The sequence below is a fragment of the Sulfitobacter sp. 1A15106 genome (assembly GCF_043556995.1).
Lineage (GTDB): Bacteria > Pseudomonadota > Alphaproteobacteria > Rhodobacterales > Rhodobacteraceae > Sulfitobacter > Sulfitobacter faviae.
The window spans coordinates 139,859-165,386 of the sequence record NZ_JBIFFM010000009.1; the positions used below are offsets into that span (position 1 = coordinate 139,859).

At 64.9% G+C, this 25,528-nt stretch carries 29 protein-coding genes; 18 read left to right on the plus strand and 11 right to left on the minus strand.

Annotated features, from left to right (window positions below; all coding sequences use genetic code 11):
- Nucleotides 1-11: 11 nt before the first annotated feature.
- The 4 genes from plsY to ACGYKA_RS14835 all read right to left on the minus strand — a co-directional run bounded on the left by plsY (nt 12) and on the right by ACGYKA_RS14835 (nt 3,690).
- A complete protein-coding gene (gene plsY, locus ACGYKA_RS14820; RefSeq protein WP_394411570.1) occupies nt 12-620 on the minus strand; it encodes a glycerol-3-phosphate 1-O-acyltransferase PlsY in 609 nt (202 codons plus the stop codon).
- Entirely contained in the window at nt 620-1,900 is a 1,281-nt protein-coding gene (pyrC, locus tag ACGYKA_RS14825) for a dihydroorotase (protein WP_394411567.1), read from the minus strand. Before pyrC ends, plsY begins: the two co-directional genes overlap by 1 nt.
- A 252-nt stretch (nt 1,901-2,152) precedes the next feature.
- On the minus strand, nt 2,153-2,686 hold the full coding sequence (locus tag ACGYKA_RS14830) for a hypothetical protein (protein WP_394411564.1): 534 nt from the start codon (nt 2,684-2,686) through the stop codon (nt 2,153-2,155).
- Between the two features lie 56 nt (nt 2,687-2,742).
- Nucleotides 2,743-3,690: an aspartate carbamoyltransferase catalytic subunit gene (locus ACGYKA_RS14835; protein WP_067265620.1), complete on the minus strand. Its 948-nt coding sequence runs from the start codon at nt 3,688-3,690 to the stop codon at nt 2,743-2,745.
- Between the two features lie 109 nt (nt 3,691-3,799).
- On the opposite strand from ACGYKA_RS14835, the gene ACGYKA_RS14840 reads away from it, so the two are divergent.
- From ACGYKA_RS14840 to moaB, 3 genes are read left to right on the plus strand one after another with little or no spacing between them, the layout of a single operon-like run.
- A complete protein-coding gene (locus ACGYKA_RS14840) occupies nt 3,800-4,564 on the plus strand; it encodes a uracil-DNA glycosylase family protein (RefSeq protein ID WP_271688207.1) in 765 nt (254 codons plus the stop codon).
- The gene (locus ACGYKA_RS14845) at nt 4,557-5,171 is read left to right on the plus strand and encodes a LysE family translocator (protein WP_067265585.1); all 615 of its coding nucleotides are present in this window, start codon (nt 4,557-4,559) and stop codon (nt 5,169-5,171) included. Before ACGYKA_RS14840 ends, ACGYKA_RS14845 begins: the two co-directional genes overlap by 8 nt.
- Nucleotides 5,168-5,710 carry a molybdenum cofactor biosynthesis protein B gene (gene moaB / locus ACGYKA_RS14850; protein WP_394411562.1) on the plus strand — a complete coding sequence of 181 codons (543 nt, stop codon included), beginning with the start codon at nt 5,168-5,170 and terminating at the stop codon, nt 5,708-5,710. The genes ACGYKA_RS14845 and moaB overlap by 4 nt, the downstream gene beginning before the upstream one ends.
- Before the next feature lie 9 nt (nt 5,711-5,719).
- Here the strand turns inward: moaB and ACGYKA_RS14855 are convergent, their stop codons facing one another.
- Nucleotides 5,720-6,532: a protein-disulfide reductase DsbD domain-containing protein gene (locus ACGYKA_RS14855; protein WP_394411559.1), complete on the minus strand. Its 813-nt coding sequence runs from the start codon at nt 6,530-6,532 to the stop codon at nt 5,720-5,722.
- 164 nt (nt 6,533-6,696) lie between these two features.
- Between ACGYKA_RS14855 and ACGYKA_RS14860 the strand changes: the two genes are divergently transcribed.
- A complete protein-coding gene (locus ACGYKA_RS14860) occupies nt 6,697-7,251 on the plus strand; it encodes a YqgE/AlgH family protein (RefSeq protein WP_067265595.1) in 555 nt (184 codons plus the stop codon).
- Here the strand turns inward: ACGYKA_RS14860 and ACGYKA_RS14865 are convergent.
- On the minus strand, nt 7,248-8,189 hold the full coding sequence (locus ACGYKA_RS14865; RefSeq protein ID WP_394411557.1) for an L-threonylcarbamoyladenylate synthase: 942 nt from the start codon (nt 8,187-8,189) through the stop codon (nt 7,248-7,250). The two genes, ACGYKA_RS14860 and ACGYKA_RS14865, sit on opposite strands and share 4 nt — an antisense overlap.
- 158 nt (nt 8,190-8,347) lie before the next feature.
- On the opposite strand from ACGYKA_RS14865, the gene ACGYKA_RS14870 reads away from it, so the two are divergent.
- The 5 genes from ACGYKA_RS14870 (at nt 8,348) to ACGYKA_RS14890 (ending at nt 12,546) form a co-directional block, all read left to right on the plus strand.
- Nucleotides 8,348-10,078, plus strand: coding sequence for an acyl-CoA dehydrogenase (locus tag ACGYKA_RS14870; protein WP_394411554.1), 1,731 nt, complete (start codon nt 8,348-8,350; stop codon nt 10,076-10,078).
- Entirely contained in the window at nt 10,075-11,151 is a 1,077-nt protein-coding gene (locus ACGYKA_RS14875) for an MBL fold metallo-hydrolase (RefSeq protein WP_394411551.1), read from the plus strand. Before ACGYKA_RS14870 ends, ACGYKA_RS14875 begins: the two co-directional genes overlap by 4 nt.
- A 3-nt stretch (nt 11,152-11,154) precedes the next feature.
- Nucleotides 11,155-11,619 (plus strand): DUF6173 family protein, encoded by a 465-nt coding sequence (locus tag ACGYKA_RS14880; RefSeq protein ID WP_394411548.1) that lies wholly within the window; start codon nt 11,155-11,157, stop codon nt 11,617-11,619.
- Nucleotides 11,620-11,769: 150 nt separating this feature from the next.
- On the plus strand, nt 11,770-11,904 hold the full coding sequence (locus ACGYKA_RS14885; protein WP_067265607.1) for an aa3-type cytochrome c oxidase subunit IV: 135 nt from the start codon (nt 11,770-11,772) through the stop codon (nt 11,902-11,904).
- A 33-nt stretch (nt 11,905-11,937) separates the two neighbouring features.
- Nucleotides 11,938-12,546 carry a hypothetical protein gene (locus ACGYKA_RS14890; RefSeq protein ID WP_394411545.1) on the plus strand — a complete coding sequence of 203 codons (609 nt, stop codon included), beginning with the start codon at nt 11,938-11,940 and terminating at the stop codon, nt 12,544-12,546.
- Nucleotides 12,547-12,555: 9 nt separating this feature from the next.
- Here ACGYKA_RS14890 and ACGYKA_RS14895 read toward each other — a convergent pair whose 3' ends face one another.
- The gene (locus ACGYKA_RS14895; RefSeq protein WP_394411777.1) at nt 12,556-12,882 is read right to left on the minus strand and encodes an AzlD domain-containing protein; all 327 of its coding nucleotides are present in this window, start codon (nt 12,880-12,882) and stop codon (nt 12,556-12,558) included.
- Nucleotides 12,882-13,604: an AzlC family ABC transporter permease gene (locus ACGYKA_RS14900; protein WP_394411543.1), complete on the minus strand. Its 723-nt coding sequence runs from the start codon at nt 13,602-13,604 to the stop codon at nt 12,882-12,884. Before ACGYKA_RS14900 ends, ACGYKA_RS14895 begins: the two co-directional genes overlap by 1 nt.
- Nucleotides 13,605-13,659: 55 nt before the next feature.
- Between ACGYKA_RS14900 and ACGYKA_RS14905 the strand changes: the two genes are divergently transcribed.
- From ACGYKA_RS14905 to ACGYKA_RS14915, 3 genes are read left to right on the plus strand one after another with little or no spacing between them, the layout of a single operon-like run.
- Nucleotides 13,660-14,544: a formate dehydrogenase accessory sulfurtransferase FdhD gene (locus ACGYKA_RS14905; RefSeq protein ID WP_394411540.1), complete on the plus strand. Its 885-nt coding sequence runs from the start codon at nt 13,660-13,662 to the stop codon at nt 14,542-14,544.
- A 4-nt stretch (nt 14,545-14,548) separates the two neighbouring features.
- Entirely contained in the window at nt 14,549-15,151 is a 603-nt protein-coding gene (gene mobA, locus ACGYKA_RS14910; RefSeq protein WP_394411537.1) for a molybdenum cofactor guanylyltransferase MobA, read from the plus strand.
- Complete coding sequence (locus ACGYKA_RS14915; RefSeq protein ID WP_394411534.1) at nt 15,148-16,911, plus strand: bifunctional molybdopterin-guanine dinucleotide biosynthesis adaptor protein MobB/molybdopterin molybdotransferase MoeA; 1,764 nt, start codon at nt 15,148-15,150, stop codon at nt 16,909-16,911. Before mobA ends, ACGYKA_RS14915 begins: the two co-directional genes overlap by 4 nt.
- A 9-nt stretch (nt 16,912-16,920) precedes the next feature.
- On the opposite strand, the gene ACGYKA_RS14920 is transcribed toward ACGYKA_RS14915, so the two are convergent.
- Both ACGYKA_RS14920 and greA read right to left on the minus strand, forming a co-directional pair.
- On the minus strand, nt 16,921-17,988 hold the full coding sequence (locus ACGYKA_RS14920) for a hypothetical protein (protein ID WP_394411531.1): 1,068 nt from the start codon (nt 17,986-17,988) through the stop codon (nt 16,921-16,923).
- Between the two features lie 14 nt (nt 17,989-18,002).
- Nucleotides 18,003-18,473, minus strand: coding sequence for a transcription elongation factor GreA (gene greA / locus ACGYKA_RS14925; RefSeq protein WP_394411528.1), 471 nt, complete (start codon nt 18,471-18,473; stop codon nt 18,003-18,005).
- A gap of 365 nt (nt 18,474-18,838) precedes the next feature.
- On the opposite strand from greA, the gene ACGYKA_RS14930 reads away from it, so the two are divergent.
- The 3 genes from ACGYKA_RS14930 (at nt 18,839) to ACGYKA_RS14940 (ending at nt 23,233) form a co-directional block, all read left to right on the plus strand.
- Nucleotides 18,839-20,491: an electron transfer flavoprotein-ubiquinone oxidoreductase gene (locus ACGYKA_RS14930; protein WP_271688195.1), complete on the plus strand. Its 1,653-nt coding sequence runs from the start codon at nt 18,839-18,841 to the stop codon at nt 20,489-20,491.
- Between the two features lie 163 nt (nt 20,492-20,654).
- Entirely contained in the window at nt 20,655-22,364 is a 1,710-nt protein-coding gene (locus ACGYKA_RS14935; protein ID WP_394411525.1) for a tetratricopeptide repeat protein, read from the plus strand.
- Nucleotides 22,361-23,233: a 4-(cytidine 5'-diphospho)-2-C-methyl-D-erythritol kinase gene (locus ACGYKA_RS14940; RefSeq protein ID WP_394411522.1), complete on the plus strand. Its 873-nt coding sequence runs from the start codon at nt 22,361-22,363 to the stop codon at nt 23,231-23,233. The genes ACGYKA_RS14935 and ACGYKA_RS14940 overlap by 4 nt, the downstream gene beginning before the upstream one ends.
- On the opposite strand, the gene ACGYKA_RS14945 is transcribed toward ACGYKA_RS14940, so the two are convergent.
- Nucleotides 23,230-24,228, minus strand: coding sequence for a polyprenyl synthetase family protein (locus ACGYKA_RS14945; RefSeq protein WP_394410506.1), 999 nt, complete (start codon nt 24,226-24,228; stop codon nt 23,230-23,232). The two genes, ACGYKA_RS14940 and ACGYKA_RS14945, sit on opposite strands and share 4 nt — an antisense overlap.
- A 55-nt stretch (nt 24,229-24,283) precedes the next feature.
- On the opposite strand from ACGYKA_RS14945, the gene ACGYKA_RS14950 reads away from it, so the two are divergent.
- The 3 genes from ACGYKA_RS14950 (at nt 24,284) to ACGYKA_RS14960 (ending at nt 25,528) form a co-directional block, all read left to right on the plus strand.
- Nucleotides 24,284-24,499: a DUF2007 domain-containing protein gene (locus ACGYKA_RS14950; protein WP_040700850.1), complete on the plus strand. Its 216-nt coding sequence runs from the start codon at nt 24,284-24,286 to the stop codon at nt 24,497-24,499.
- The gene (locus ACGYKA_RS14955; protein ID WP_394411519.1) at nt 24,496-25,263 is read left to right on the plus strand and encodes a tRNA1(Val) (adenine(37)-N6)-methyltransferase; all 768 of its coding nucleotides are present in this window, start codon (nt 24,496-24,498) and stop codon (nt 25,261-25,263) included. Before ACGYKA_RS14950 ends, ACGYKA_RS14955 begins: the two co-directional genes overlap by 4 nt.
- Nucleotides 25,264-25,363: 100 nt before the next feature.
- Nucleotides 25,364-25,528, plus strand: a complete 165-nt coding sequence (locus tag ACGYKA_RS14960; protein WP_082852182.1) for a YdcH family protein — start codon at nt 25,364-25,366, stop codon at nt 25,526-25,528.

Genomic DNA, 25,528 nt, shown 5'->3' on the forward strand with positions numbered 1-25,528 from the left:
CTCGGGCGGTGTCAGCCTTTTTGGCCGATGCGCGATTCCGTGCCTGCGCGGATCCGGCGGATATTGTCGCGGTGCCGCCAAAAGATCAGCAAAGTCAGGGCGATGCCCAAAAGCAGCATTTCCCCGTAGCCAAGGAAGACGAGCAGAAAGGTCGAGCTTGCTGCCGCCGCCAGTGCGGATAGGGACGAGATGCGCGAGAGTGCCGCCGTTGCCAGCCAGACCGCACAGCAGGCCAGCCCGACGGGCCACGCCAGCGCCAGCATAAGGCCCAGAAAGGTCGCCACACCCTTGCCGCCGCGAAAGCCCAGCCAGACAGGGTAGCAATGGCCGATCATCGCACCAAGCGCCGCCGCCTGCGCCCCATCCTCGCCCGCAAAGGCGCGGGCCAGCAGCACCGCCACGGCCCCTTTGGCACCGTCCAGCAACAGGGTCAGCGCCGCCGCTTTCTTGTTGCCGGTGCGCAGAACATTGGTCGCGCCGATGTTGCCCGATCCGATATCGCGCAGGTTGCCCAGCCCCATTAGCCGCGCCAGCAACATGCCAAAGGCGATGGAGCCGATGACATAGCCTGCCAGCGCCCAGAAAAGGATCAATTCAACGGAAGTCTCGATAGGGGGCATCAATTCGCCTCGTAAACGCAGGAACCTGCTACATAAGTTGCCACGACCTTACCCTGCATCCGCATCCCGTCAAAGGGCGTGTTGCGGGATTTCGACCGCAGCGTCGCGCGGTCCAGCACGAAGGGCGCCTCGGGGTTGAACAGCACCATATCCGCAGGTGCGCCGACGGCAATCCGCCCGCCGGGCAGGCCGAGGCGTTTGGCCGGGTTCAGCGACAGCGCGCGCCAGAGCGTGGGCAGGTCCATCATCTCGGCATGGACCAGACGCATCGCGGCGGGCAGCAGCGTCTCCAGCCCTACCGCGCCGCTGGCGGCCTCCTCGAAGGGCAGGCGTTTGCTCTCTTCGTCCTGCGGGGTGTGCATGGAACAGATGATGTCGATCAGGCCGCTTGCCACGGCTTCGACCACGGCAAGGCGGTCTTCCTCATCGCGCAGCGGCGGCTTCACCTTGAAGAAGGTGCGGTAGTCGGCCACGTCGAGCGCGTTCAACGTCAGGTGGTGGATGCCGACACCGGCGGTGATGTCGAGCCCGTTGCGCTTGGCGCGTTCCAGCGCGGGCAGGGCGCGGGCGGTGGTGATCTGATCCGCGTGATACCGCGCCCCGGTCATCTCAATGAGGGCGATGTCGCGGTCCAGCCCCATCCGCTCGGCCATGGGCGAGACGGCAGGCAACCCGCGCAGTGAGGCGAATTTGCCGGAGGTGACGGTCGCCCCCTTGCTCAGCCCCGGATCCTGCGGGTGGGCGATGACCAGCGCGCCGAGGCTGCGGGCATAAGTGAGCGCGCGGGAGAAGACCTTGGTATCCGTCACCACGCGGTCGCAATCGGTGAAGGCAGCGGCACCTGCGTCCATCAGGAAGCCAATCTCGGTCATTTCGCGCCCTTCGCGGCCTTTGGTGAGCGCGGCCATCGGGACCACATTCACCGGGGCGGCTTCATTGGCGCGGCGGGTGACAAATTCCAGCGTCTCGGGGCTGTCGATGGCCGGATCGGTGTCCGGGCGCGTGACCATGGTGGTCACCCCGCCCGCCGCCGCGGCAAGGCCTGCAGAGCGGTAGCTTTCCTTGTGCCGCTCGCCCGGTTCGCAAACTTTGACGCCGATGTCGACGATACCGGGGGCGAGGATATGGCCACCGCAATCGACCAGTTCCGCGCCCTCGGGCGTTGTGGCCCCATCGGCCAGCACCTCGACAATCACCCCGTTGCGGACCAGAACCGCAGCAGGCTCAAGCGTGCCAGCCTGAGGGTCGAGAAGGCGCAGATTGGTGAAGAACTGGGTCATGGGCGGGCCTTTGGTGCGATAGCGGATGCGCCGCTGTCATGCCCCAAATCGCCCCCCAAACCAAGCGGTCTTTTGGGCGCAGGCGCGGCGCGCGCGCCGCTAGCCGCCAATCCAAATCATCAGCCCGACCACACCAAAGGCCACCAAAAGGGCGACCATGGCGATACGGCCAGACATTTTCGGATCGTGTTCAGGTTCTTGCATGGGCTAGATGTAGCCCGCCAGCCCCAAGGGTGCCAGCGGTTTTCGCGCTTAGGCCAGCAGCCACCAGATGATGAGTAGGATCAGCACGGCCACTGCGACGATCACCATGGTCTTGCCGCCGCCGCCCTTGGCGGGCTCGGACGGGGCGACGCGGGGGATGCCGGTATAGGGCTGGGCGGCTTCGGCCTCCATCGCCTGCACCGGTGTGTCGGGGCCGCCTTCGGTATAGGTGCCGATATGGGTCAGCGCGGGGATCGGAGCCAGTTGCAGCGACTGCCCGGCGAAGACGCGGGAGTAGACGATCATTACCCAACCGTCGAGCGCGGCAAGCTTGCTGCGGTCCGTCTCAATCTGGTCGGGGTTCACGCCATTGCCGTCGCGCAGATAGCCCGCAAGCCCCAGTTGATCGAGGTCAGCCACCCGGAAGACCTCCGTATAGGCCGCGTCGATCCGATCGACCCCGAGGGCCGCGGCCTGTGCGGTCTCATCATCGCGCATCGCCCGCGCCTCGGCATCCGAGAGCGAGAGGGCATAGACGCGGACCTTGCCAGCTTCTTGGGGGGCGACTTCTGTATGGGGCATGACGGCTTCCTTTGACTGTTCTCAGGAAAACGCCGCTTGGCCCGTCGGGGTTCCGGTCAGGCCGCGCCGGGTTGGGCGGCGATGTGATTGCGCGCGAGCAGGTCCATCGCGGCCATGCGCACGGCGACGCCCATCTCGACCTGATCTTGAATGACCGAACGGTTGATGTCGTCGGCCAAGGTGCCGTCAATCTCCACCCCGCGGTTCATCGGGCCGGGGTGCATGACGATGGCGTCGGGGCTGGCATGGGCCAGCTTTTCGGCGTCGAGCCCGTAGCGGTGGTAATACTCGCGCTCCGACGGGATAAAGCCGCCATCCATCCGCTCTTTCTGAAGTCGCAGCATCATCACCACGTCGACACCTTCGAGGCCCTTTTTCATGTCGTCGAAGACCTCGACCCCAAACTGGTCGATCTGGCTGGGCATTAGGGTCGGCGGGCCGACAAGGCGGATGCGGTTTTCCATCTTGCCCAAAAGCAGGATGTTCGACCGTGCCACGCGGCTGTGAGCGATGTCACCGCAGATCGCGATGCTGAGCCGGTGCAGCCGCCCCTTGGCGCGGCGGATCGTCAGTGCGTCCAAGAGCGCCTGCGTGGGGTGCTCGTGCCGCCCGTCGCCCGCGTTCAGCACGGCGCAGTTCACCTTTTGGGCCAGCAGGTCCACCGCGCCCGATTGCGGGTGGCGCACGACCAGCAGATCGGGGTGCATGGCATTCAGCGTCATCGCCGTGTCGATCAGCGTCTCACCCTTTTTGATCGAACTGGCCTGCATCGCCATATTCATCACATCCGCGCCAAGGCGTTTGCCCGCGATCTCGAAACTCGCCTGCGTGCGGGTGGAGTTCTCAAAGAACATGTTGATCTGGGTCAGCCCGCGCAGCGCGTCGGAATGTTTGTTCGGCTGGCGGTTCCGGTCGGCATAGGTGTCGGCCAAGTCCAGAAGGGTGGTAATGTCGGATTGCGAGAGCTGCTCGATGCCAAGCAGGTGGCGATGGGCGAATGACATGGTGGCGATCCCTTCTGCTGTTGCCGCCTTATAGGCGCGGGGGGCTTGGCGCGTAAAGCGCGGCGATAGGGCATTTCGCCCCCCGTCCTCAGGGCGTAAGCTGCGGGTCATGGAATCATTCGATTATCATCAGGCGGCAGAGATGCTGGCGTGGCAGGTCGAGCTTGGCGCGACCGAGGCGATCTGCGACGCGCCGGTCAACCGCTATGAAGTGCCCGCAAGCCCGCCCAAGGCCAGCGCCAAGCTGGCCAAAGGGCCGCAGCCCCTGCAAGCCTCTGAGCAACCCGACCCGGTGGCACTGGCCCGCCGCGCCGCGCAGTCCGCGCAGACATTGGAAGAGCTGCGCGCCGCGATCCAAGGGTTCGAGCATTGCGAGCTGCACAAGGGCGCGCGCAATCTGGTTTTCGCCGATGGGGTGCCCGGCGCGCCATTGATGATCTTGGGCGAATCCCCCGACCGGGACGAAGACCGCGCGGGCAAGCCCTTCGTGGGGCGGGCGGGTCAGATGCTCGATCGGATGCTGGCGGCGATCGACATGGGGCGGGACCGCAATGTCTATCTGTCGAACATCTTGCCGTGGCGCACGCCGCAGGGGCGCGACCCGAAGCCAGATGAGATCGCGATGATGCGCCCCTTTGTGCAGCGTCATATCGAATTGGCCAAGCCCAAGGTGCTGGTGCTCTTTGGCAATTGGTCTTGCCAATCGCTTTTGGAGAAACGCAGCATCATGCGCCTGCGCGGCAATTGGACCAAGGCCGCTGATCTTTCTTGCATGCCGATGGTGCATCCCGGCTACCTGCTGCGCAATCCCGAGGCCAAGCGCGAGGCTTGGGCCGATCTGCTCAGCGTTCAGGCAAAGCTGCGCGATGGTTGATGCGCTGACCCTTCTGGCCTTCGTGCCCGCCGCCTTGGCGCTGAACCTCACGCCGGGGGCGGATATGATGTTCTGCCTTGGGCAGGGGCTGCGCTCGGGCCCGCGGGCTGCATTGGCGGCGAGCGCGGGGATTTCGGCGGGCGTGCTGGTGCATGTGGCTTTGGCCGGGTTGGGGCTGGGCGCGGTCGTCGCGGCGCTGCCTTGGGCGCTGGACATGATCCGCTGGCTCGGCGTGGCCTATCTGCTCTGGCTTGCGGTGCAAACGCTGCGGCAGGCTGGAAAGCCGCGCGATACGACGCCCGGCATGGGCGGTTGGCGCGCTTTCAACACCGGTTTCGCCGTCAATCTGACAAACCCCAAGGTGATTCTTTTCGTGCTGGCCTTCTTGCCGCAATTCGTGGTGCCCGAGGCCGGGCCGGTCTTGGCGCAGTTCCTGACCTTTGGTGCGGTGCTGGCACTGGGCGGTTTCGTCATCAACGGCGCGGTGGGGGTCTTTGCCGCCGGGATCGGGCGACGACTGGCCGGGGGCGGACGGCTGCTGGGCTGGATCAGCAGTGGTATTTTCGTGGCTTTGGCCGCGCGTTTGGCAATGATGGAGAGGACATGAGCAGGATCGACGACAGCCGGGCGTTCATCCCCGTAAGAATTGCCGTGCTCACCGTCTCGGACAGCCGCAGCTTGGCCGAGGACCGTTCGGGCGATGTGCTGGTCGCGCGGATCGAAGCGGCGGGCCATGTGCTGGCCGCGCGCGAGATCGTGACCGACGACCGCCCCGCCATCGCGGCGCAACTCCGCGACTGGTGCGCGGACCCTGAGATTGACGTGGTAATCAGCACCGGCGGCACTGGCCTCACGGGGCGCGACGTGACGGTCGAGGCGCACCGCGATGTCTATGAGAAAGAGATTGACGCCTTCGGCACGGTCTTCACCATGATCTCAATGGAGAAGATCGGCACCAGCGCGGTGCAAAGCCGTGCGACGGGCGGCGTGGCGCAGGGGACATATCTATTTGCGCTGCCGGGCAGTCCGGGTGCCTGTAAAGATGCGTGGGACGGCATCCTGCTGAAACAGTTAGATTACCGCCACATGCCCTGCAACTTCGTTGAGATCATGCCGCGGCTGGACGAGCATCAGCGCCGCAAGTAGCGCGCGGGTTTAGCTTGAGGTGCAGCCCGTGACCTCGACCGCGTGGTTCTTGCCGATCACCGTGATCCGAATGGCGGAACGATCCAGCGCCAGAGCGGTGCCGTTCTCGGCGATCATCTCGCCGCTGGCGACAAGCATATTTCCCGACCGCTGGCTTACGGTCTCGCTCATCCACATGTTGGGATTGCCGGGTTCGATCACCACGGTCTCCTTACCCCCGGCAGAGGGCAGGGCCAGCCGGGTTTCGATCTCCAGCCCCCGCGCGGTGGGGCGCAGACTACAATGGGCGCTTTTTAATCCGGCCTCGGCCCCGGAATAGGGCCGCGCGGCAAAGGCGGCGGCGATGGCCGGGGTGGGCTTGCTGTCGCGGGTGTCGAGCAGGGCGCGCAGGTGGATGGTCTGCGGCAGGCAGATGTCGCTGCAGACGCCAAGGTCGATGCTGGTGTCTAATGTCACCGGCGCACCGGGGCTGCGCGGGGTGATGGTCAGCGGCAGGATCACCTCGCGGGCATAGCCGATGGAGTTCACCCCGCCTTGGTCAAAGACCTTGGGCGCGGGCCATGTGATCTGCACATCGCGCAGGTTGTCCGAGCCGGACCAGTCAAACTCCGGCGGGATGCCTGCGTCACCGGGGCTGCGCCAATAGGTCTTCCAGCCCGGTGCCATGCGCAGCCGGATCGCCGCCACCCGCCGCCCGTCAGACTGTTGCCAACCAGTGAGCAGATCGCCCCGCAAGGGCGTGCCGACAGCATCCTGCGCCGTGGCGGGCAGGGCGAAGGCGAGACAGGAGAGAAGGGCGGAAAAGAAGCGCGATATGGTCATGCGGACTTGATGCGGTATCCTTTCGCGCCTGCCAAGTCACATTTGCATCATCCATGTTTCGCCGATGCGGCGGACGGTGGGGCGCCTCTCTTGTTTTGTGGGGCGCAAGCGGCCATGTTCAAAGAAAGGTTACCTTCAGGAGGTGGGCGTTGACGGGGCAGACGATGGAACTGACGGGCAAGCTGCTGGTCGCGATGCCGGGCATGGGCGATCCGCGTTTCGCGCATTCGGTGATCTATCTTTCCGCGCATTCCGAACAGGGGGCGATGGGGTTGATCGTCAACAAACCCGCCCCGGAACTGCGCCTGTCGGATGTGCTGGATCAACTGGTCGAAGACACACCGCCGCAGGCCAAATCGCTGGCCGTTCATTTCGGCGGGCCGGTCGAGACGGGGCGCGGCTTTGTGTTGCATTCCGACGAATACCGCTCGGCCATTGAGACGCTGCGCGTGGGCGATGGCATCGCCCTGACCACCACCCGTGACATCCTCGAAGACATCGCCACCGGCAAGGGCCCGGCGCAGGCGCAGTTGATGCTGGGCTATGCGGGCTGGGGGCCGGGGCAGTTGGAGGGTGAGATCGCCCAGAACGGATGGCTGACTTGCGAAGCCTCGCCCGAGGTGATTTTCGACTTGCCGGATCCCGAGAAATGGGGCGCGGCGCTCAAGACGCTGGGGATCGACCCCTTGGGGCTGTCGGCCTCAGCCGGGCACGCCTAACGCGGTGCTGCGGCGCGGGCCAATCGGTCGTTGATCGCGCGGCCCAGCCCGTGATCGGGGATCGGTGCCACGGCGATGGTCTGACCGGTGGCGTCCAACTGGTGCAGGTGGTCGAACAGTTTCGCCGCCGCCTCGGTTAGATCGCCGGAGGGGGAGAGGTTGAGGTCGCAGATCATCTCGCCAAACCCAAGCAGCACTTCACCCGGCCCCGCCGTTCGCGCATTCAGCCGCACCGCCGCGCCGGGAGCGTAATGCGAGGCGAGCTGCCCCGGCGCGATGATCTCGGCCCCATTGACAACCTCCAGCCCTTGGCCAAGCGCGGCCTCAATCGCCTCGCTCGGCAGGCCGCCTGCGCGCAGCAGGGCAGGGCGGGGGCTGGTCAGGCCGATGATCGTGCTTTCCAATCCAACGGGGCAGGCACCGTCGTCCAGCACCGCCGCGATCTTACCGTCGAGGCCCGCCCGCACATGATCCGCCGTGGTCGCGCTGATTTTGCCCGAGGGGTTGGCCGAGGGCGCGGCGACGGGCCCACCGAGCGTCTGTAAGACTTGCCGCATGGCGGGATGGGCGGGCACCCGCACCGCAAGGCTCGGCAGCCCCGCCGTGACCAGCGACGACAGCCCGCTGTCGGCCTTCAGCGGCAGGACCAGCGTGAGCGCGCCGGGCCAGAAGGCCTGCGCCAGACGGTCGGCCTCCTCGGTCCAGTCGACATAGCGTTTGGCGGTGTCGATATCCGGCAGATGCACGATCAGCGGGTTGAAACTGGGCCGCCCCTTGGCAGCATAGATGCCCGCGACAGCCTCACCGTTGCGGGCATCCGCGCCGAGGCCGTAGACCGTCTCGGTCGGCAGGGCGACCAGCGCGCCGTCTTGCAGCAGGCGTGCCGCGCGGGCGATGCCTTGGGGCGTGGCGGTCAGGGTCTCGGTCGGCTGGGTCATCGGGTGTTTCGGCCTGTCGGATCATGCAGCATCCCGTGACGCCGCGTTTGGGTTGCGGGGGGCGGCCGGGCATTTCATGCTGGCGGCAACATAAACCAGCCTTTATCAGGGCCATGTCAGGCTTGCCAGAACAAGCGCGCCTTTCAGGAGGATATGATATGCCGTACCGCGCCGCCGTGGATGACTACCGTTTTCTGATCGAGGACGTGTTGGATTTCGCAACGCTTCGCAGCACCGACCGTTTCGCTGAGGCCAGTGAAGACGTCACCGGCGCGATCCTGTCAGAGGCCGGACGGCTTTGCGATGACGTGTTGGCGCCGCTGCAACGGGGCGGGGATTTGCACCCTGCCAAGCTGGAAAACGGCGTCGTGCGCACTTCTCCCGGATTTGCCGAAGGTTTCGCCGCGATTGCCGAGGGCGGCTGGATCGGCATGTCGGCGGACCCGGAGTTTGGCGGCATGGGCTTGCCGATGACCCTGACCAGCGCGGTCAACGAGATGATGAGCGGCGCTTGCCTGTCGCTGCAACTCGCCCCCCTGATGAGCCAAGGGCAGATCGAAGCATTGGAGCACCACGCGAGCGACGCGATCAAGGAATTGTACCTGCCCAAGCTGATCTCGGGCGAATGGACCGGCACGATGAACCTGACCGAGCCGCAGGCAGGGTCGGACGTGGGCGCGCTGAGCAGCCGGGCCGAAGACAATGGCGACGGGACCTATGCCGTCTCTGGTCAGAAGATCTACATCTCTTGGGGTGACAATGATTTCGCAGGCAATGTCTGCCATCTGGTTCTTGCGCGCCTGCCGGGGGCACCGGCGGGGACCAAGGGGATCAGCCTTTTTCTCGTGCCGAAGTTCATCCCCGATGAGAATGGTGCGCCGGGCCAGCGCAATGGCGTGAATGTGGTCAGCCTTGAGCATAAAATGGGCCTGCACGGCTCGCCCACCGCGGTGATGCAATATGACAAGGCCACCGGCTGGCTGGTGGGCCGCGAGGGCGGCGGCATGGCGGCGATGTTCACCATGATGAACAACGCACGGCTTGGTGTCGGCGAACAGGGCATCGGCGCGGCCGAAGGGGCCTATCAACTGGCGCTGGACTATGCGTTGGAGCGCAAGCAGGGCCGTTCCCCCGTCGAAGGCGGCACCGGTACCATCGTGGATCACGCCGACGTGCGCCGGATGCTCTTGAGCATGAAGGCCGATATCTTTGCCTCCCGCGCGATTGCGCTGAGCTGTGCCTATGCCAGCGATATGGCGCGCGCCGGGCAGGGGGATGAATGGGGCGCGCGGGCCGCGTTCCTCACCCCGATCACCAAGGCATTCGGCACCGACGTGGGCATCAGCGTTGCTGAAATGGGCGTGCAGGTGCATGGCGGCATGGGCTTTATCGAAGAAACCGGCGCGGCGCAGTTCAGCCGCGATGTGCGCGTGACCGCGATCTACGAGGGCACCAACGGCATTCAGGCGATGGACCTTGTGGGCCGCAAGATGATGGACGGCGGCGAGGCGGCGAACCGGCTCTTGGATGAGATCGAAGCCCATGCCGAATCCGCACGCGGCCCTTTCCCGCGCATGGCCGATGCGGTCTGGCAGGCCAGCGAGACCCTGCGCGAGGCGACCGAGTGGATGACCGCGCAGAAGGACATGAACGCCCGTTTCGCCGGTGCCGTCCCCTACCTGCGCGCCTTCGCCCGCGTGATGGGCGGGCATCTGCATCTGCAAGCCGCCATGGCCGAGAAGGCCGCCGGCGCAGGCGATGCGCGGGCCAAGCTGGCGCGGTTCTATATCCAACGTCTCTTGCCCGAGCATCAGGGCCTGCTGGCCCATGCACAGGCCGGGGCAGAAGACCTCTATGCGCTTGATGTTGAAGAACTGAAAAGCAGATGACAGAGCAGGCCACCCTCTCCACCGCTTCGCCGAAACCGCCCAAGGGGCTGCGCTATCCTTGGGAGGTGCCGCCCGCCGAGGGGGAGGCGATTGAGGTGGCGCCGGGGGTGCTTTGGTTCCGCCTGCCGCTGCCGATGAAACTGGATCATGTCAACGTTTATGCATTGGACGAGGGCGATAGCTGGACGGTGATCGACACGGGCTTTGCCTCGCGCCGGGCCAGGGAGATTTGGCGCGGGCTGATGGCAGGGCCGCTCGGCGGCAAGCCGATCTCGCGCGTGGTCGTCACCCACCACCACCCCGATCACGTCGGCCTTGCCGGATGGTTGCAGACCGAATTTGGGGCGGAACTGGTCACCACACGCACCGCGTGGTTGACCGCGCGGATGCTGACGCTGGATGTCCAAGAGGTGCCGGTCGCCGAAGCCCTTGCGTTCTACCGCAAAGCGGGGATGGCCGCGGCGCTCTATGACAAACGCGCCAGCGAGCGGCCTTTCAATTTCGCCGATGTGGTGGCCCCGCTGCCGCTGGGGTTCACGCGGATCCGGCAGGGCGATTTGATCCGCATGGGCGGGCGCGATTGGGAGGTGCATATCGGCAATGGCCACGCCCCCGAACACGCGACCTTTTGGAGCCGCGATGACAATCTGGTGATCGCGGGGGATCAGATCCTGCCCTCCATCAGCCCCAACATCGGCGTCTACCCGACCGAGCCGATGGCCGATCCCATCGGCGAGTGGTTGGAGGCTTGCGAGCGTTTTCTGCCCTTGGCGCGGGAGGATCATCTGGTGCTTGGCGGCCACAAACTGCCCTTCACCGGCCTGCCGACGCGGCTGAAGCAGTTGATCGAAAACCATCACAGCGCCCTGCGCAGGCTTCTGGCCCATATCGACACGCCGAAATCGGCCTCGGAATGTTTCGCGCCGCTGTTCAAACGCAATATCGGTGAGGCGGAATATGGCCTCGCGCTGGTTGAAGCCGTCGCCCATCTGAGCCACCTTTACCAAGCCGGAGAGGCCACGCGCAGCTTGCGCGCGGCGGATGGCGCATGGGTGTATCAGCGTAAGGGGTGAGCGATGGGCGATGAGGTGAAAACGGCAGCCGAGGCCTATGAGGCTGCGGCATTACCGCGCATGCATGAGGTGCACACCGGCGCGGATCAGCCCAAGTCTGGCGACCAACCCCTGCCCAAATCCGTCACCGACAAGCCGGTGAAGCAGAAATCCCCCGCCCAATGGGCCTATGAGCGGGTGGTGCTTTATCTCAAGAATTTCGAGGAAAAGCTCGACAACGACCACGAGGCGGCCATCGGCTTTGCCGGGGGCGACGCCGGGGTGCTGCGGATCGAAGGCATGGGGTATTTCGACCCCGATATCATCACCTTTTACGGCGTCGATCCAGCAGGGGCGCGTGCGCAACTGGTGCAGCATGTGGGGCAGTTGAACGTGATGCTGCGGGCCTTGCCGAAAAAGGTGCCGGATGCCGCCCCGCAACGGATCGGCTTTCGGCTGGTCGCCGATCTGGAAGACGGCGAAGTCTGAGAGACTCTATAGCGTGCGGGGAAGCGTAGGATTCCCCTATAGCGCGTAATGCGGCGCAAAGCTAGTATGGTTTTCTGCGCATCAATCCCTCGTGACAGGGTGATGCGAATAGGTTAATCAGCGCCAACAAATTGTCTTAGGGAGACGAAAATGGCTGAACATGAACACGGCAGCATGAATTACGAAGAGCAGCAAAAGACCTTTGACGGATTCATGTCCTTCGTGACACGCGGCACCGTCGTCATCCTCGTGATTCTTGTTCTGCTGGCGATCTTTGCCGGTTGATCACGTCCTATCCCTAGGCGCGAGGGTCGTCCTTTGAGAGCACTCTTGGCGTCGATTGCGCTTGTTGGCGTTCTGGCTGGCTGTTCGGTGGATCAAAGCCCCGATAGCCCGCCCGACGTCGTGGCGCGTGCGGCCTATCGCGCGCCTGAGCCGCCGTCCCTCACATTGTTGACCATGGTGAACAACCGCACCGGCAGCGGCGGCCATAGCGCGCTGATGGTGAACGGCTCGCAGCGGGTGATCTTTGACCCCGCGGGATCCTTTCGGGACGCGCGGATGGCCGAGCGGGGCGATGTGCTCTACGGGGTGACGCCCGCTTGGTTGCAGGCCTATAAATCCGCTCATGCGCGCAGCACCTTTCATGTGGTCAGTCAGGAAATCCCCGTCAGCCCCGAGGTGGCCGAACGCGCGCTCGAACTGGTGACCGCCAATGGCGCGGTGCCCGGTGCCTTTTGCGCCAATGCCACCAGCGGCATTCTCAGCCAGTTGCCGGGGTTTCAAAGCGTCGGGTCGACCTTCTATCCCGTCAAGCTGCAAGAGCGGTTCGAGGCCCTGCCGGGTGTCACCACGACGAAATATTACGAAGACGATGAGGGCGATGTGATCGACGCCCTGCGCGCGGCGCAACTGGCCCATCAGTAGCGCCCGCGCTTACCCCACAAGATAGAGCATCCCATAAAGCGCCGCGGCCCCCGACAGGATCGCGGCGAGGACGTTCTTGGTCACCAGCCCCATGCCCAATGTCACCGCCGCCGCGGTAACGCGCGGCAGATCGAATTGCCCCCCGGTGGCCGAGGGCCAGATCACCTGCGGAGCCACCAGCGCGGGCAGAATCGCCACGGCAGTATAGCGCAGATGCCGCAGAAGCCACGCGGGCATCTGTTTGTTGCCGACCAATCCGGTAAAGACAAAGCGCAGGAAAAAGCTGCCCAGCCCGAGGCCGATGATCACGACCCAAAGTGCGGTTCTATCGATCATCATGCCGTGCTCCCCGGTTTGCGCCGTTCCATCCATGCCTCGACCTGCGCACCGGTGATCATGCCCGCAAGCCCCGCGATGATCAGCCCAAGCGCATAGGGCACCTCGACGGCGAAAAGGCTGACGACCACCGCAACCAGCGCCGCCGCCACATGGGCCAGCGTTCGGAACATCGGTGCGATCATGGCGAGGAAGGTGATCGGAATGGCAAAATCCAAGGCCCAGCTGTCAGGCACGCTGGAGCCGACCATCGCCCCGATCAGCGTGAAGATATACCAAAGCGGCACCACCGGCGTCACGGTCCCAAAGAAATAGGCCATGCGCTGCGGCACGGTCATCTCAGGGTCGCGCTCATATTGCGTCATCGCCGCCACATAGGATTGATCGACCGTCATATAGGCCGCCAACGCCCGCTGCCACAGCGGCGCGCCGCCAATCCACGGGGTGAGAGAGGCCGAATACATCGCCATGCGCAGGTTCACCGCCAGTGCAGAGGCGAGGATGATCGCCGTGGGCACGTCTTCTTGCAGCAGTTGCAGCGCCGTGAACTGCGCGGCCCCGGCGATCACCACGATCGAAAATGTCAGCGTTTCGAACACGTTCAACCCGGCCTCGGTGGCCAATAGGCCAAAGAGCGAGGCGAAGGGGATGATCACCAGCACAAAGGGCAGCGCGTCGACGATCCCTTTGCGATAGGCGGATTTGGTGGTGGTGATGGCCATGGCGAACTCTTAAATATAATGTCAAAGGCTTAGACCTAACCGCAGGGGGATACAATTGGCCCGAGACAATGAACTTAGCAATTATCTGATCACCCCGGATCCGACTGCTGTTCGGCTGACGCGCAGCGTCTCTGGCGTGGATCACACCGGGGCCGAAGTGGCGATCAATGTGGTCGAAGAGCGCCCCCTGACGATATTCCTCAACCGGCAAGAGATCGTGACCGCCATGACCATTGGCGACTATCCGGCCTATCTGGCGCTTGGGTTCCTGCGCAATCAGGGGATGCTGCGACCGGACGAAGAGATCACTGGCGTCGACTATGACGAAGAGCTTGAGACCGTCGTTGTTCGCACCAAACGGGCCACCGATTACGAAGATAAGATGCAGCGCAAGACCCGTACCAGCGGTTGCGCCGTGGGCACGGTCTTTGGCGATATGATGGAGGGGCTGGCGGAGGTGAGCTTGCCCGAGACCCCGGTACGCACATCCGACCTCTATGCGCTGGCGGCCAAGATCAACCGCACGCCGAGCCTCTATCTGGAGGCCGGGGCGATCCACGGCACGGTGCTCTGCCAAGGCGACCGGCCTTTGGTCTATATGGAGGATGTGGGCCGTCACAACGCGGTCGACAAGATCGCGGGTTGGATGCTCTCCGAAGGGGTCGGGGTCGAGGATAAGGTGCTTTATACCACCGGGCGGCTGACCTCTGAGATGGTGATCAAGACGGCGATGATGGGCATTCCGGTGTTGGCGTCCCGCTCGGGCTTTACCGCTTGGGGGGTGGAGATTGCGCAACAGGTGAACCTGACCCTGATCGGGCGGATGCGCGGGCAGCGCTTTACCTGTCTGGCCGGGGAGGGGCGGCTGATCCGCGATGCGGATCCGGCCAGCGTGGCGGATGAGCCGCGCAAAAGCGGGCGCAAGGGCGCGAAGGATTGACCACATGAAACAACCACTTGGCGTCATTCTGGCGGGCGGGCAGGCGACCCGTATGGGCGGCGGCGACAAGGGGCTGCTGCCGCTGGGGCAGGGCACGCTTCTGTCCTCGGTGATCGACCGGCTGGAGCCGCAGGTTGCGGGGCTGGCGCTTAATGCCAATGGCGATCCGGCGCGGTTTGCCGACCTCGGCCTGCCGGTGCTGGCCGACAGTATCGAAGGCTTCGCCGGGCCGCTGGCGGGGGTGCTTGCTGGGCTCGACTGGGCCGCCGAACAGGGGGCCGAGAGCATCGTGACGGCTGCCGCCGACACGCCTTTCTTCCCTTGCGATCTGGTGCCGCGTCTGCTGCTGGCTGCCGATGGCATGGCCCATCCGCTCGCCCTCGCCGCCACGCCGGACGCGAAACGCGGCACCGCGCGGCATCCGACCTTTGGCCTCTGGCCCGTGGCGCTGCGCGACGATCTGCGCAGCGCTTTGGCCGGCGGGCTGCGCAAGGTGGTGCTCTGGACGGACCGCCACGACGGGCGCGAAGCACTCTTCCCCGATGAGGCGGCATTCTTCAACGTGAACACGCCCGAAGATCTGGCGAAAGCAGAGGCGATGGTATGAAGGTTTACGGCGTTGTCGGTTGGAAAAACGCAGGCAAGACCGGGCTGATGGAGCGGCTGGTGGCCGAGATCACGGGCCGCGGCTTCACCGTCTCAACCGTCAAGCACGCGCATCACACGTTTGACGTGGACCACCCCGGCAAAGACAGCCACCGCCACCGCATCGCCGGCGCGCGGGAGGTGCTCTTGGCCTCGGGTGCGCGTTTCGCCCTGATGCATGAGCTGCGCGGGGCCGATGAGCCGCCGCTGCAGGCGCATCTGGCGCGGCTCTCGCCCGTCGATCTGGTGCTGATCGAAGGCTACAAACGCGACGGCCATCCGAAGGTCGAAGCCCATCGGGCCGAGACCGGAAACCCATTGATCGCGCCGGATGATCCGACGGTGCGGGCACTGGCCAGCGATGTGCCGCTTGAGGCGGATCGGCCCGTTTTCGATCTGAACGACACCGCCGCCCTTGCCGATTTCATTCTGCGCGACGTGGGGCTGATCGCCACCCCGGCGGCCGCCGCCACGCCCGCGCCGCCGCCCTTGCGCAATGACTGTTTCGCCTTGCCGCCCGGCGTGCATTGGACCCCGGTGAATGAGGCGCTGGACCTGCTGCGCGCGCGGCTTCACGCGGTGACAGAGGCCGAGACACGGCCCGCCGCCGATGCCGGGGGGCGCATCTTGGCCGAAGATGTTTCTGCCATCCGCGCCAACCCGCCGCTGCCCAATACGGCGGTCGATGGCTATGGCTTTGCCGGGGGGCGGAGCGAGGGGCTGCATGAGATGCCGCTGGTGCCGGGCCGCGCGGCGGCGGGCGGCCGCCCCGGTGCGGTGCCTGCGGGGCAAGCGATCCGCGTGTTGACCGGCGCGGCACTGCCCGAAGGCGTCGATACCGTCATTTTGCAAGAGGATGTGACCGCTGAGGAGGGCGTGCTGCGCTTTCACGGGCCGGTCAAACAGGGGGGCAACACCCGCAAGGCCGGGGAGGATGTGCAGACGGGGGACGTGATCCTCGCCGCGGGCACGCGCATCGGTCCGGCGGAACTGGCGCTTCTGGCCGCCGCCGGTGTGGCGGAGGTGTCTTTGCGCAAAAGGCTCAAGGTCGGCGTGATCTCAACCGGGGATGAATTGGTCGAAATGGGCGATACGGCCCGCGACGGGCAGATTTACGACGCCAACCGCCCGATGCTGCTGCAACTTGCCGCCGATTTTGGCCATGAGGCGGTCGATCTGGGCCGCGTGGCCGACGACCGCGCCGCGCTGCGCGCGCGACTGGATGCGGCGGCAGGGCAAGTCGATGTGATCCTCACCAGTGGCGGCGCATCGGCGGGGGACGAAGACCACGTCTCGGCCCTGTTGAGCGAAGCGGGGGCGATGCAGCTTTGGCGGATCGCGGTGAAGCCGGGGCGGCCCTTGGCGCTTGGGATGTGGCAGGGGGTGCCGGTCTTTGGCCTGCCGGGCAATCCGGTGGCGGCGATGGTCTGTTCGCTGATCTTCGCCCGGCCCGCCATGGCGCTTTTGGCCGGGGGCGGCTGGCAGGAGCCGCAGGGTTTCGATGTGCCTGCCGCCTTCGAGAAGCGCAAAAAGGCCGGGCGGCGGGAGTACCTGCGCGCGCGGATGCGCGATGGCCAGGCCGAGGTCTTTGCCTCCGAAGGGTCGGGGCGCATCAGCGGGCTCAGCTGGGCCGAAGGGCTGGTCGAATTGGACGAGGCCGCCCGCGACATCATGCCGGGCGATACCGTCCGTTTCATCCCCTACGGCAGTTTTACCGGCTAGGCCCGCGCGTCAATCGAAGGTGCCCGCGCAGCGGCCCAACAGCATGAAGGCGCGGGCGGTGCGGGTGTCGGCCAGCATCGAGATTTCCTCATCCGTGGCCTGTTTCTCGAACTCGGCAAAGGTCCGGTCAAAGCGGCGCAGGAAGTGATGCGCGGCGTCGCGGAAGATCGGGTCTTGCCGCATCCGCGCATTGGCCAGCGCCAGCGAGGAGCGATCCCGAATGCCGCCCAAAGGCGCGATGGTCCGGCCCCGCGCGCCGCTGGCGAATTGCCGCCAGACTTCGGGGCGGGCGCGGTCGGGGCGCAGGTCGTCCATATAGATGCCGTCTTGGCTGAGCAGGGTCAGCACATCCTGCGCGGCTTGCACAAGCTGCGCGGCGGACCGGTCTTTCAATGCGCGGCGCAGGGCGTCGAAACCGGCCTGATCCTCCGCCGTTTCGGGGAAGTTGAGGGCGCGGGTGAAATCCTCGGCAGAGAGCGGCTGCGCGCTGTCGCCCGCCTGCGTGCCAAGGGCCAGCGTCGGCTGGTCTTCGGCGGCGGGCGGTGTGGGCGCGGGGGCCGGATCGACGGGGCGCGATGGCGCATCGCGGCCCTGAAGCCCGGCCAGTGCGATTTCGGTCTTGCGGAGGCTGGCGGCGAGTTCATCAAGCTTGCGTGCAATGCTGCCCTCGCCCGCCGGTTTGTTGCCCTGCTGTTGCGAGATATAGGAATGCCGGATTGCGTCAATCGCGGCTTGCAGGCGTTGGCTCTCCTCACGCATGACCCGCCCGGCGCGGGCGGCAGTGGCCCCAACCCAGATCATCGCCACGGGCATGATCACCACCAGCAGGATCAACAGCCCGCGCAGCCCGCTGTCGGGCGTGCCCTCGGGCACCTCGGCGGCGATGAAGGTGAAATAGATCGCCGTGCCAAGCAGCCAGAGCGCCGAAAGCGCGCCTGCGATGACCTCGATCTCGGTGATGCTATTGGCCTTGGGCCGGTCGTAGATGCCCATCGGCGTGGGCCGTGCCGCGCCGGTCCCGCCGCGCGGAGCGCGGGGGGCTTGCTCAGGGGATGCGGAAGCGTCGGGCTCTGCCATGTCAGCTTTCCCGTTCAAGCGTAGACGATCTTGAGAACCTCATAGGATTTCTGCCCGCCGGGGGCGCGCACCTCGACGGAATCACCCTCGTCCTTGCCGATCAGCGCCCGCGCGATGGGGGATTTGATGTTCAAAAGACCCTTTTCGATATTGGCCTCATATTCGCCAACGATCTGATAGGTTTTCTCTTCGTCCGTGTCCTCATCGACCAGCGTCACCGTGGCACCGAATTTGATCGAGCCCGACAGTTTCTTGGGGTCGATCACATCGGCGAGCGAGATCACGCCCTCAAGCTCTTTGATGCGGCCTTCGATGAAAGACTGCTTTTCCTTGGCCGAGTGATATTCGGCGTTTTCCGACAGGTCACCATGTTCGCGCGCCTCGGCGATGGCCTTAATGATGGCGGGGCGTTCAACCGTTTTAAGCTGCTTGAGTTCGACTTCGAGCGCGGTGTGACCGTCGCGGGTCATCGGGATTTTTTCCATGGCGGTGTGCCTACATAATGAGGGCCGCACCCGGGTTTTCGCCGGGGGGCGGCCAATTGCGTGTTAACTTGGCAGATACCTGACCCAAACTGCCCGCCAATTGCAAGGGGCTAACGGCGCTGAGATCGGCGGTTGACTGCCGCCGATCCGGTCCCGTTTTCGCCGTGCGGGCCGCAGCGCTTGGGTGGTGAAACCGGGCGCGGCAGCACTACCTCAAGGGGGAAGAGCCGGCGATCCGCAAGGTCGCGCGTCATGTTATGTCGTGGAGCCCACGTTTTGCGCAATAAACGCAGGGTCGCGATTGCATTGCGCGCGGCGGTGGTTTAGCCAAATCCAAACCGAATTTGCCGTGAGGGAGCACCAAAATGGCCGAGATTGAACGCGAAGCGATGGAATATGACGTTGTGATCGTCGGCGCCGGGCCTGCTGGCCTGTCGGCTGCGATCCGGCTCAAGCAGTTGGACGCCGATTGCAATGTTGTGGTGCTGGAAAAGGGCTCGGAAGTCGGCGCGCATATCCTGTCGGGCGCGGTGCTTGACCCCTGCGGGCTGGACGCGCTGATCCCCGATTGGAAGGAAAAAGGCGCGCCGCTGAACGTGCCGGTGAAGGAAGACAACTTTTACCTGCTGGGCGAGGCGGGCAAGCTGCGCATCCCCGAGTTTCCGATGCCCCCGCTGATGAAGAACCACGGCAACTACATCGTGTCGATGGGCAATGTCTGCCGTTGGATGGCCGAACAGGCCGAGGAACTGGGCGTCGAAGTCTTCCCCGGCATGGCCTGTTCTGAGCTGGTCTTTGGCGAGAATGGCGAAGTCAAAGGCGTCGTCGCCGGTGAGATGGGCAAGAACGCCGATGGCACCCCTGGCCCCAGCTATGAGCCGGGGATGGAGCTTCACGGGAAATATGTCTTCCTCTCCGAAGGCGTGCGCGGCAGCCTGAGCAAGCAGGTGATCGCGAGATACGGTCTGGACGAAGGCAAGGAGCCGCAGAAATACGGTCTTGGCATGAAAGAGATCTGGGAGATCGACCCCGCCAAGCACCGCGAGGGCACCGTCACCCACACGATGGGCTGGCCGCTGAACAGCAATGCGGGCGGCGGGTCGTTCATCTACCACCTTGAGAACAATCAGGTATACGTCGGCTTCGTCGTCCACCTCGGCTACAAGAACCCGCATGTCTTCCCATACATGGAATTCCAGCGGTTCAAGCATCACCCGATGGTGGCCGAACTGCTCAAGGGCGGCAAACGCGTGGCCTATGGCGCGCGGGCGATCACCGAGGGCGGCTATCAGTCGATGCCCAAGATGGTGGCCCCCGGCGTGGCGCTGCTGGGCTGTTCGGTGGGCATGGTCAACGTGCCGCGCATCAAGGGCAACCACAACGCCATGCTCTCGGGCAAGGCAGCGGCTGAGGCCGCCTATGCCGCGATCCAAGCGGGCCGTGGCGGTGATGAGCTGACCGAATATGAGACCGATGTTCGTGAAGGGCCGATCGCGACGGACCTTAAGAAGGTGCGCAACGTGAAACCGCTGTGGTCGAAATACGGGCTCACCGCGTCGCTGGCGCTTGGTGGCTTTGACATGTGGACCAACACGCTCGGCTTCTCGCTCTTGGGCACGCTGAGCCATGGCAAATCCGACGCCGAGGCGACCGAGCCTGCGGATAAGCACAAGAAGATCGACTACCCCAAACCCGATGGCAAGCTCAGCTTTGACCGTCTGACCAATGTGGCCTTCTCCTTTACCAATCACGAGGAGAGCCAGCCTGCGCATCTCAAGCTGAAAGACCCGAGCATTCCGGTCGAGGTGAACCTGCCGAAATACGCGGGCCCCTCGGCCCGCTATTGCCCGGCGGGGGTTTACGAGTTCGTCGAGGATGACAAAACCGGCGAGACGCGGTTCCAGATCAACTTCCAGAACTGCGTGCATTGCAAGACCTGCGACATCAAGGACCCGACGCAGAACATCGTCTGGACCACTCCGCAGGGCGGCGACGGGCCGAACTACCCGAATATGTGAGCCATCGCCAAAGGCACAGTTAAAGGACCGGCACGCGCAGGCGTGCCGGTCTTTTTCGTCTTTTCGGCGAAATCCTGTCTGCCCCGGGCGACATCACCGCCCCGCCATTGCGCCCCGGCACGAAGATGATAGCCTGCGTGCAAAGCGATATGAGGCGGTTTGCATGTTTCGGAATGTCCTAGGTTTCACCAGCGTTGCGGCGCTTTGCATCGGCCTGTCGGCGCCGCTGATGGCGCAATCGGTCGCAGGCCCCTATCTGGCGGGGCGTCATGCCGCCGTGAACAGCGACTACCCCGAGGCCGCGCGATACTACACCGAAGCGCTGGCGCGGGACCCGAAGAACATCGAACTGATGGAAAGCGCGGTGCTGTCCTATCTCTCGCTCGGGCGGGTGGACAAGGCGCTGCCGCTGGCACGCAATATGATCACCCTCGGCACCAAGAGCCAAGTGGCCGAGATGACCCTCGTGGCCGCTTTGGCGAAAGAGGGCGATTACATGGCCCTGCTTGAACGCGATACTTCGGCCATCGGCCCTTGGGTCGGCGGGCTGGTGCAGGCTTGGGCGCATATGGGGGCGGGAGATGTCACCGCCGCGCTAAAGGCTTTCGACAGCCTGAGCGAAGAGGCCGGGATGCAGGGCTTCGTGATGTATCACAAGGCCCTCGCGCTGGCGAGCGTCGGCGATTTCGAAGGGGCGGAGGCGATCTTTGCCAGTGGTGAGGCAGGGGCCGCAGGCCAGACCCGGCGCGGCGTGATGGCCCATGCCGAGATTCTTGGCCAATTGGGGCGCAGCAAGGATGCGCTGGCCGTGCTATCGGACGGTTTTGGCGCGGATAGCGACCCCGAAATCGCGCGGCTGATCGAAGGTTTGCAGCAGGAAACGCCCGCGCCCTTCAGCCATATGCCCGACGCCCAAGCGGGTATGGCCGAGGTGTTTTTCACCTTCGCCGCCGTGCTGCGCAATGAGGCGGCGGGGGACTACTACGTTCTGCTTTATTCCCGCATCGCCCGCTATCTTCGCCCCGAACATATCGACGCGCTGCTGCTGACGGCGAGCCTGTTGGAAAACCTTGGCGAGCATGATCTGGCGATTGCCGAATATAAATCCCTGCCTGCCGACAGCCCGGCCTATCACGCCGCCGAACTGGGCCGCGCCGATGCGCTGCGCCGCTCGGGCAAGACCGCGCAGGCGATCGAAGTGCTGGAACAACTCGCGCGCAGCCATGGTGATCTGGCCGTGGTGCATTCCACGCTAGGCGATATGCTGCGGGCCGAAGAGGACTATGAGGCGGCCATCGCCTCCTACGACCAAGCGCTCGCGCTGACGCCCGAAACCGCCCGTGCCCGCTGGGTGCTGTTCTACGCCCGCGCCATCGCCAAGGAGCGTAGCGGCGATTGGGAAGGCTCCGAAGCCGATTTCCGCGCCGCGCTTGAGTTGAATCCCGAACAGCCGCAGGTGTTGAACTACCTCGGCTACTCGCTGGTCGAACAGCAGCGCAACTTGGACGAGGCGTTGGACATGATCGAACGCGCCGTCGCGGCCAGCCCCGACAGCGGCTATATCGTCGATTCGCTGGGCTGGGTCTTCTACCGGCTGGACCGCTACGAAGAAGCGGTGGAGCAGATGGAACGCGCGGTCGAGTTGGAGCCGGTCGATCCGGTGGTGAACGATCACCTCGGGGATGTTTATTGGGCCGTGGGCCGCAAGCGCGAGGCCGAATTCCAATGGCGTCGGGCGCTCTCTTTCGTTGACCTGACGGATGCGGATTCGGAGGCCGACCCCGAGCGGATGCGCCGCAAGCTGGAAGTCGGGCTCGATGCCGTGCTGGCCGAAGAGGGCGCGGCCCCGCTCAAGGTTGCTGCGGACGAATGAGCCTTTCAAAGGATGGGGCGCCCGCCGACCCCGGCGCTGCGGCGTCGCGGATGGCTTGGGCCAAGGTGAACCTGACCCTGCATTGCACCGGCCAGCGGGCCGACGGCTATCACCTGCTGGATTCGCTGGTGGTGCGGGCCGGTGTGGGTGATCGGTTGGATGTGGCTGCCGCGGATGATCTGACCCTGACGGTCAGCGGCCCGCGGGCCGAAGGGGTGCCGACCGATGCGCGCAACCTCGTCCTGCGCGCGGCAGAGATGCTGGACGCAGGCGCGGGCCGTGGCGCCGCACTGCATCTTGAGAAACACCTGCCCGCTGCGGCGGGGATCGGGGGCGGCTCTGCCGATGCGGCGGCGGCCTTGGACTTGCTTGCGGCGCATTGGGGCGTTCCGCTGCCCACAGACACCGCGCAGCTCGGGGCGGATGTGCCGGTCTGCCTGACACGCCGCCCGCAGCGGATGCAGGGGGTGGGGGAGGTCCTTACGCCGCTCTCCGCGCTGCCGCCTTGCCATATGGTGCTGGTGAACCCCGGCGTCGATGTGCCGACACCTGCTGTCTTCTCGGCGCTCAGCGACAAGAACCAGTCGCCGATGCCCGAGGTGATCCCGAGCTTCACGGGCTTTTCCGACTTCATTGATTTTCTGAGCGCACAACGCAACGACCTTGCCGCGCCCGCCATCGCGCGGGAGCCGGTCATCGGGGCCTGTCTAGAGGCGCTGAGCGATGCGGCGCTGGCGCGAATGTCCGGCTCGGGCGCGACCTGTTTCGGCCTCTACGCCATGGCGGCGCAGGCCGAGGCCGCGGCCCATCGCATCGCCAGCGCCGCGCCGCGATGGTGGGTCGCCGCCGCGCCGATCTTGGCCGCTTAGCTGATCCGGGCGACGACGTAGTCGGCCAGATCGATCAACATGTCTTTCAACTCATGGTCGGGCAGGGGGGCAAGCGCCGCTTTGGCCTTCTCCGCCCAGTCACAGGCATCGCGCTGCGTCGCGGTGAGCGTGTCGTGTTTGGCCAAAAGCATCAGCGCATGGTCGAGGTCGCCCTCTTCCTGTTTGCCCTTCTCAATGGTGCGGGTCCAAAAGGCGCGCTCATCCTCGTCGGCCTTGGCCACGGCTTTGATCACCGGCAGGGTCAGCTTGCGCTCGCGGAAATCGTCGCCGACGTTCTTGCCCGTGGCCCCTGTATCACCCTGATAATCCAGCAGATCGTCGACGATCTGAAAGGCGATGCCAAGGGCGTCACCATAGTCATAGAGCGCCTTGACCTGATCCTCCGGCGCATCGGCGATCACGCCGCCCACCTCAGTCGCGGCTGAGAAGAGCGCCGCCGTTTTGCCGCGCACGACTTGTAGATAGACCTGTTCATCCGTGGCCAGATTCTGCGCGGCGGTCAGTTGCAGCACCTCGCCCTCCGCGATGGTCGCGGCGGCGTTCGACAGGATGCGCATGACGGGCATCGAGCCCGGCTCGGTCATCAACTGAAAGCTGCGGGCAAAGAGGTAGTCCCCGACCAGCACCGACGACTGGTTGTCCCACAAAAGGTTCGCCGTGGGCCGCCCGCGCCGTTGGGCGCTTTCGTCCACCACATCGTCGTGCAGCAGGGTCGCGGTGTGAATGAACTCAACCGTGGCGGCCAGATGGACGTGATAGGGCCCGTCATAGCCGCACATCCGGGCCGCGGCCAGCGTCAGCATCGGGCGCAGGCGCTTGCCGCCCGCCTCGACCAGATGGGCGGTGACCTCGGGTATGCGGGGCGCGTGTTTCGACGCCATCCGCTCACGGATCAGGGCGCTGACCGCCGCCATATCATCGCTTAGATAGGCCGCCATGCGGTCGTGCGGTTTGCCCGTTGCATCACTTTTCATCATCATTTCCCGCGTCCCGCTCGACATGCCGGTGATCCGGCTCTACATCTTTGATATGAAGGAACTTTTGCGCAGCACCGACATGACCATCATCGCCTTTGCCACCGCCCTTCTCAGGGGGGAGGATATAGACTGCTTTGAAATGGACGTAAACATGAGCGTGCTCGAAGGGGGCATCGGGATTTTCCCGCGCCGCCTGATGGTGCATCCTGATGACCATGACGCCGCCCTGCGGGTGATGCGCGACAATGAGATTCCGCTGGGGCTGTGACCCGTTTCACCGAAAACGACCTGACCTGCGACGCTTTTCTCGGCGGCAAGCTGCACCTCTGGCAGCCGCGCCGGGGGCGGGGCTATCGCGCCGGGGTGGACCCGGTTTTGCTGGCCGCGAGCATCGAGGCCGAGGCAGGGCAGAGCGTGCTGGAGCTTGGCTGCGGGGCCGGTGCGGCGGTGCTTTGTCTGGGGGCGCGGGTGCCGGGGCTGACGCTGACGGGTTGTGAGCTGCAACCCGCCTATGCTGAACTGGCGCGGCGCAATGGCGGCGCGGCGCTGGAGGTGGTGGAGGCCGATCTGACCGAGATGCCCCTGCATCTGCGCCAGCGACAATTTGACCACGTTCTGGCCAATCCGCCCTATTTCGACCGGGCCGCTTCGGTCCAGTCCCGCGATCCGGGGCGCGAGACGGCCTTGGGCGAGGCGACACCCCTGCGACAATGGGTCCGCACCGCCGCGCGGCGGCTAAAGCCCAAGGGGCAGGCGCATTTTATCCATCGCGCCGAACGGCTGCCCGAGATTCTGGCGGCGCTGCCGCATGAGATGGGATCGGTTGAGGTGCTGCCGCTCGCCTCGCGCGCGGGGCGGATGCCGGAGTTGATTCTCTTGCGTGCGCGCAAGAACGGACGCGGTGCTTTTCGGCTCTATCACAGCTTTGTCATGCACCTCGGCGCGCGGCATGAGGGGGATGGCGATAGCTATGTGCCGGAAATTGAAGCGGTCCTGCGTCGGGGGGCGCCGCTGGTCTATCCTACTTCTTAAGCGTTTTTTTACCAACTTCACCCCTATGCTGCGGTGCTGCGTGACTTGTGGGTCGCGCTGTGGTCCACTGAAATTCCACACACCAATCATGGAGGATTGTATGGCTTTGAACGCACATCTGGACACCCTGAAGCGCAAGCATCAGGCGATGAGTGAGGCGGTGGAAACCGCGCAACGCGCCCCCGGTATGGACGATTTGAAAGTGGCTTCCATGAAGAAGGAAAAACTGCGTTTGAAAGAGGAGATTAGCCGCCTGTCGAGCTGA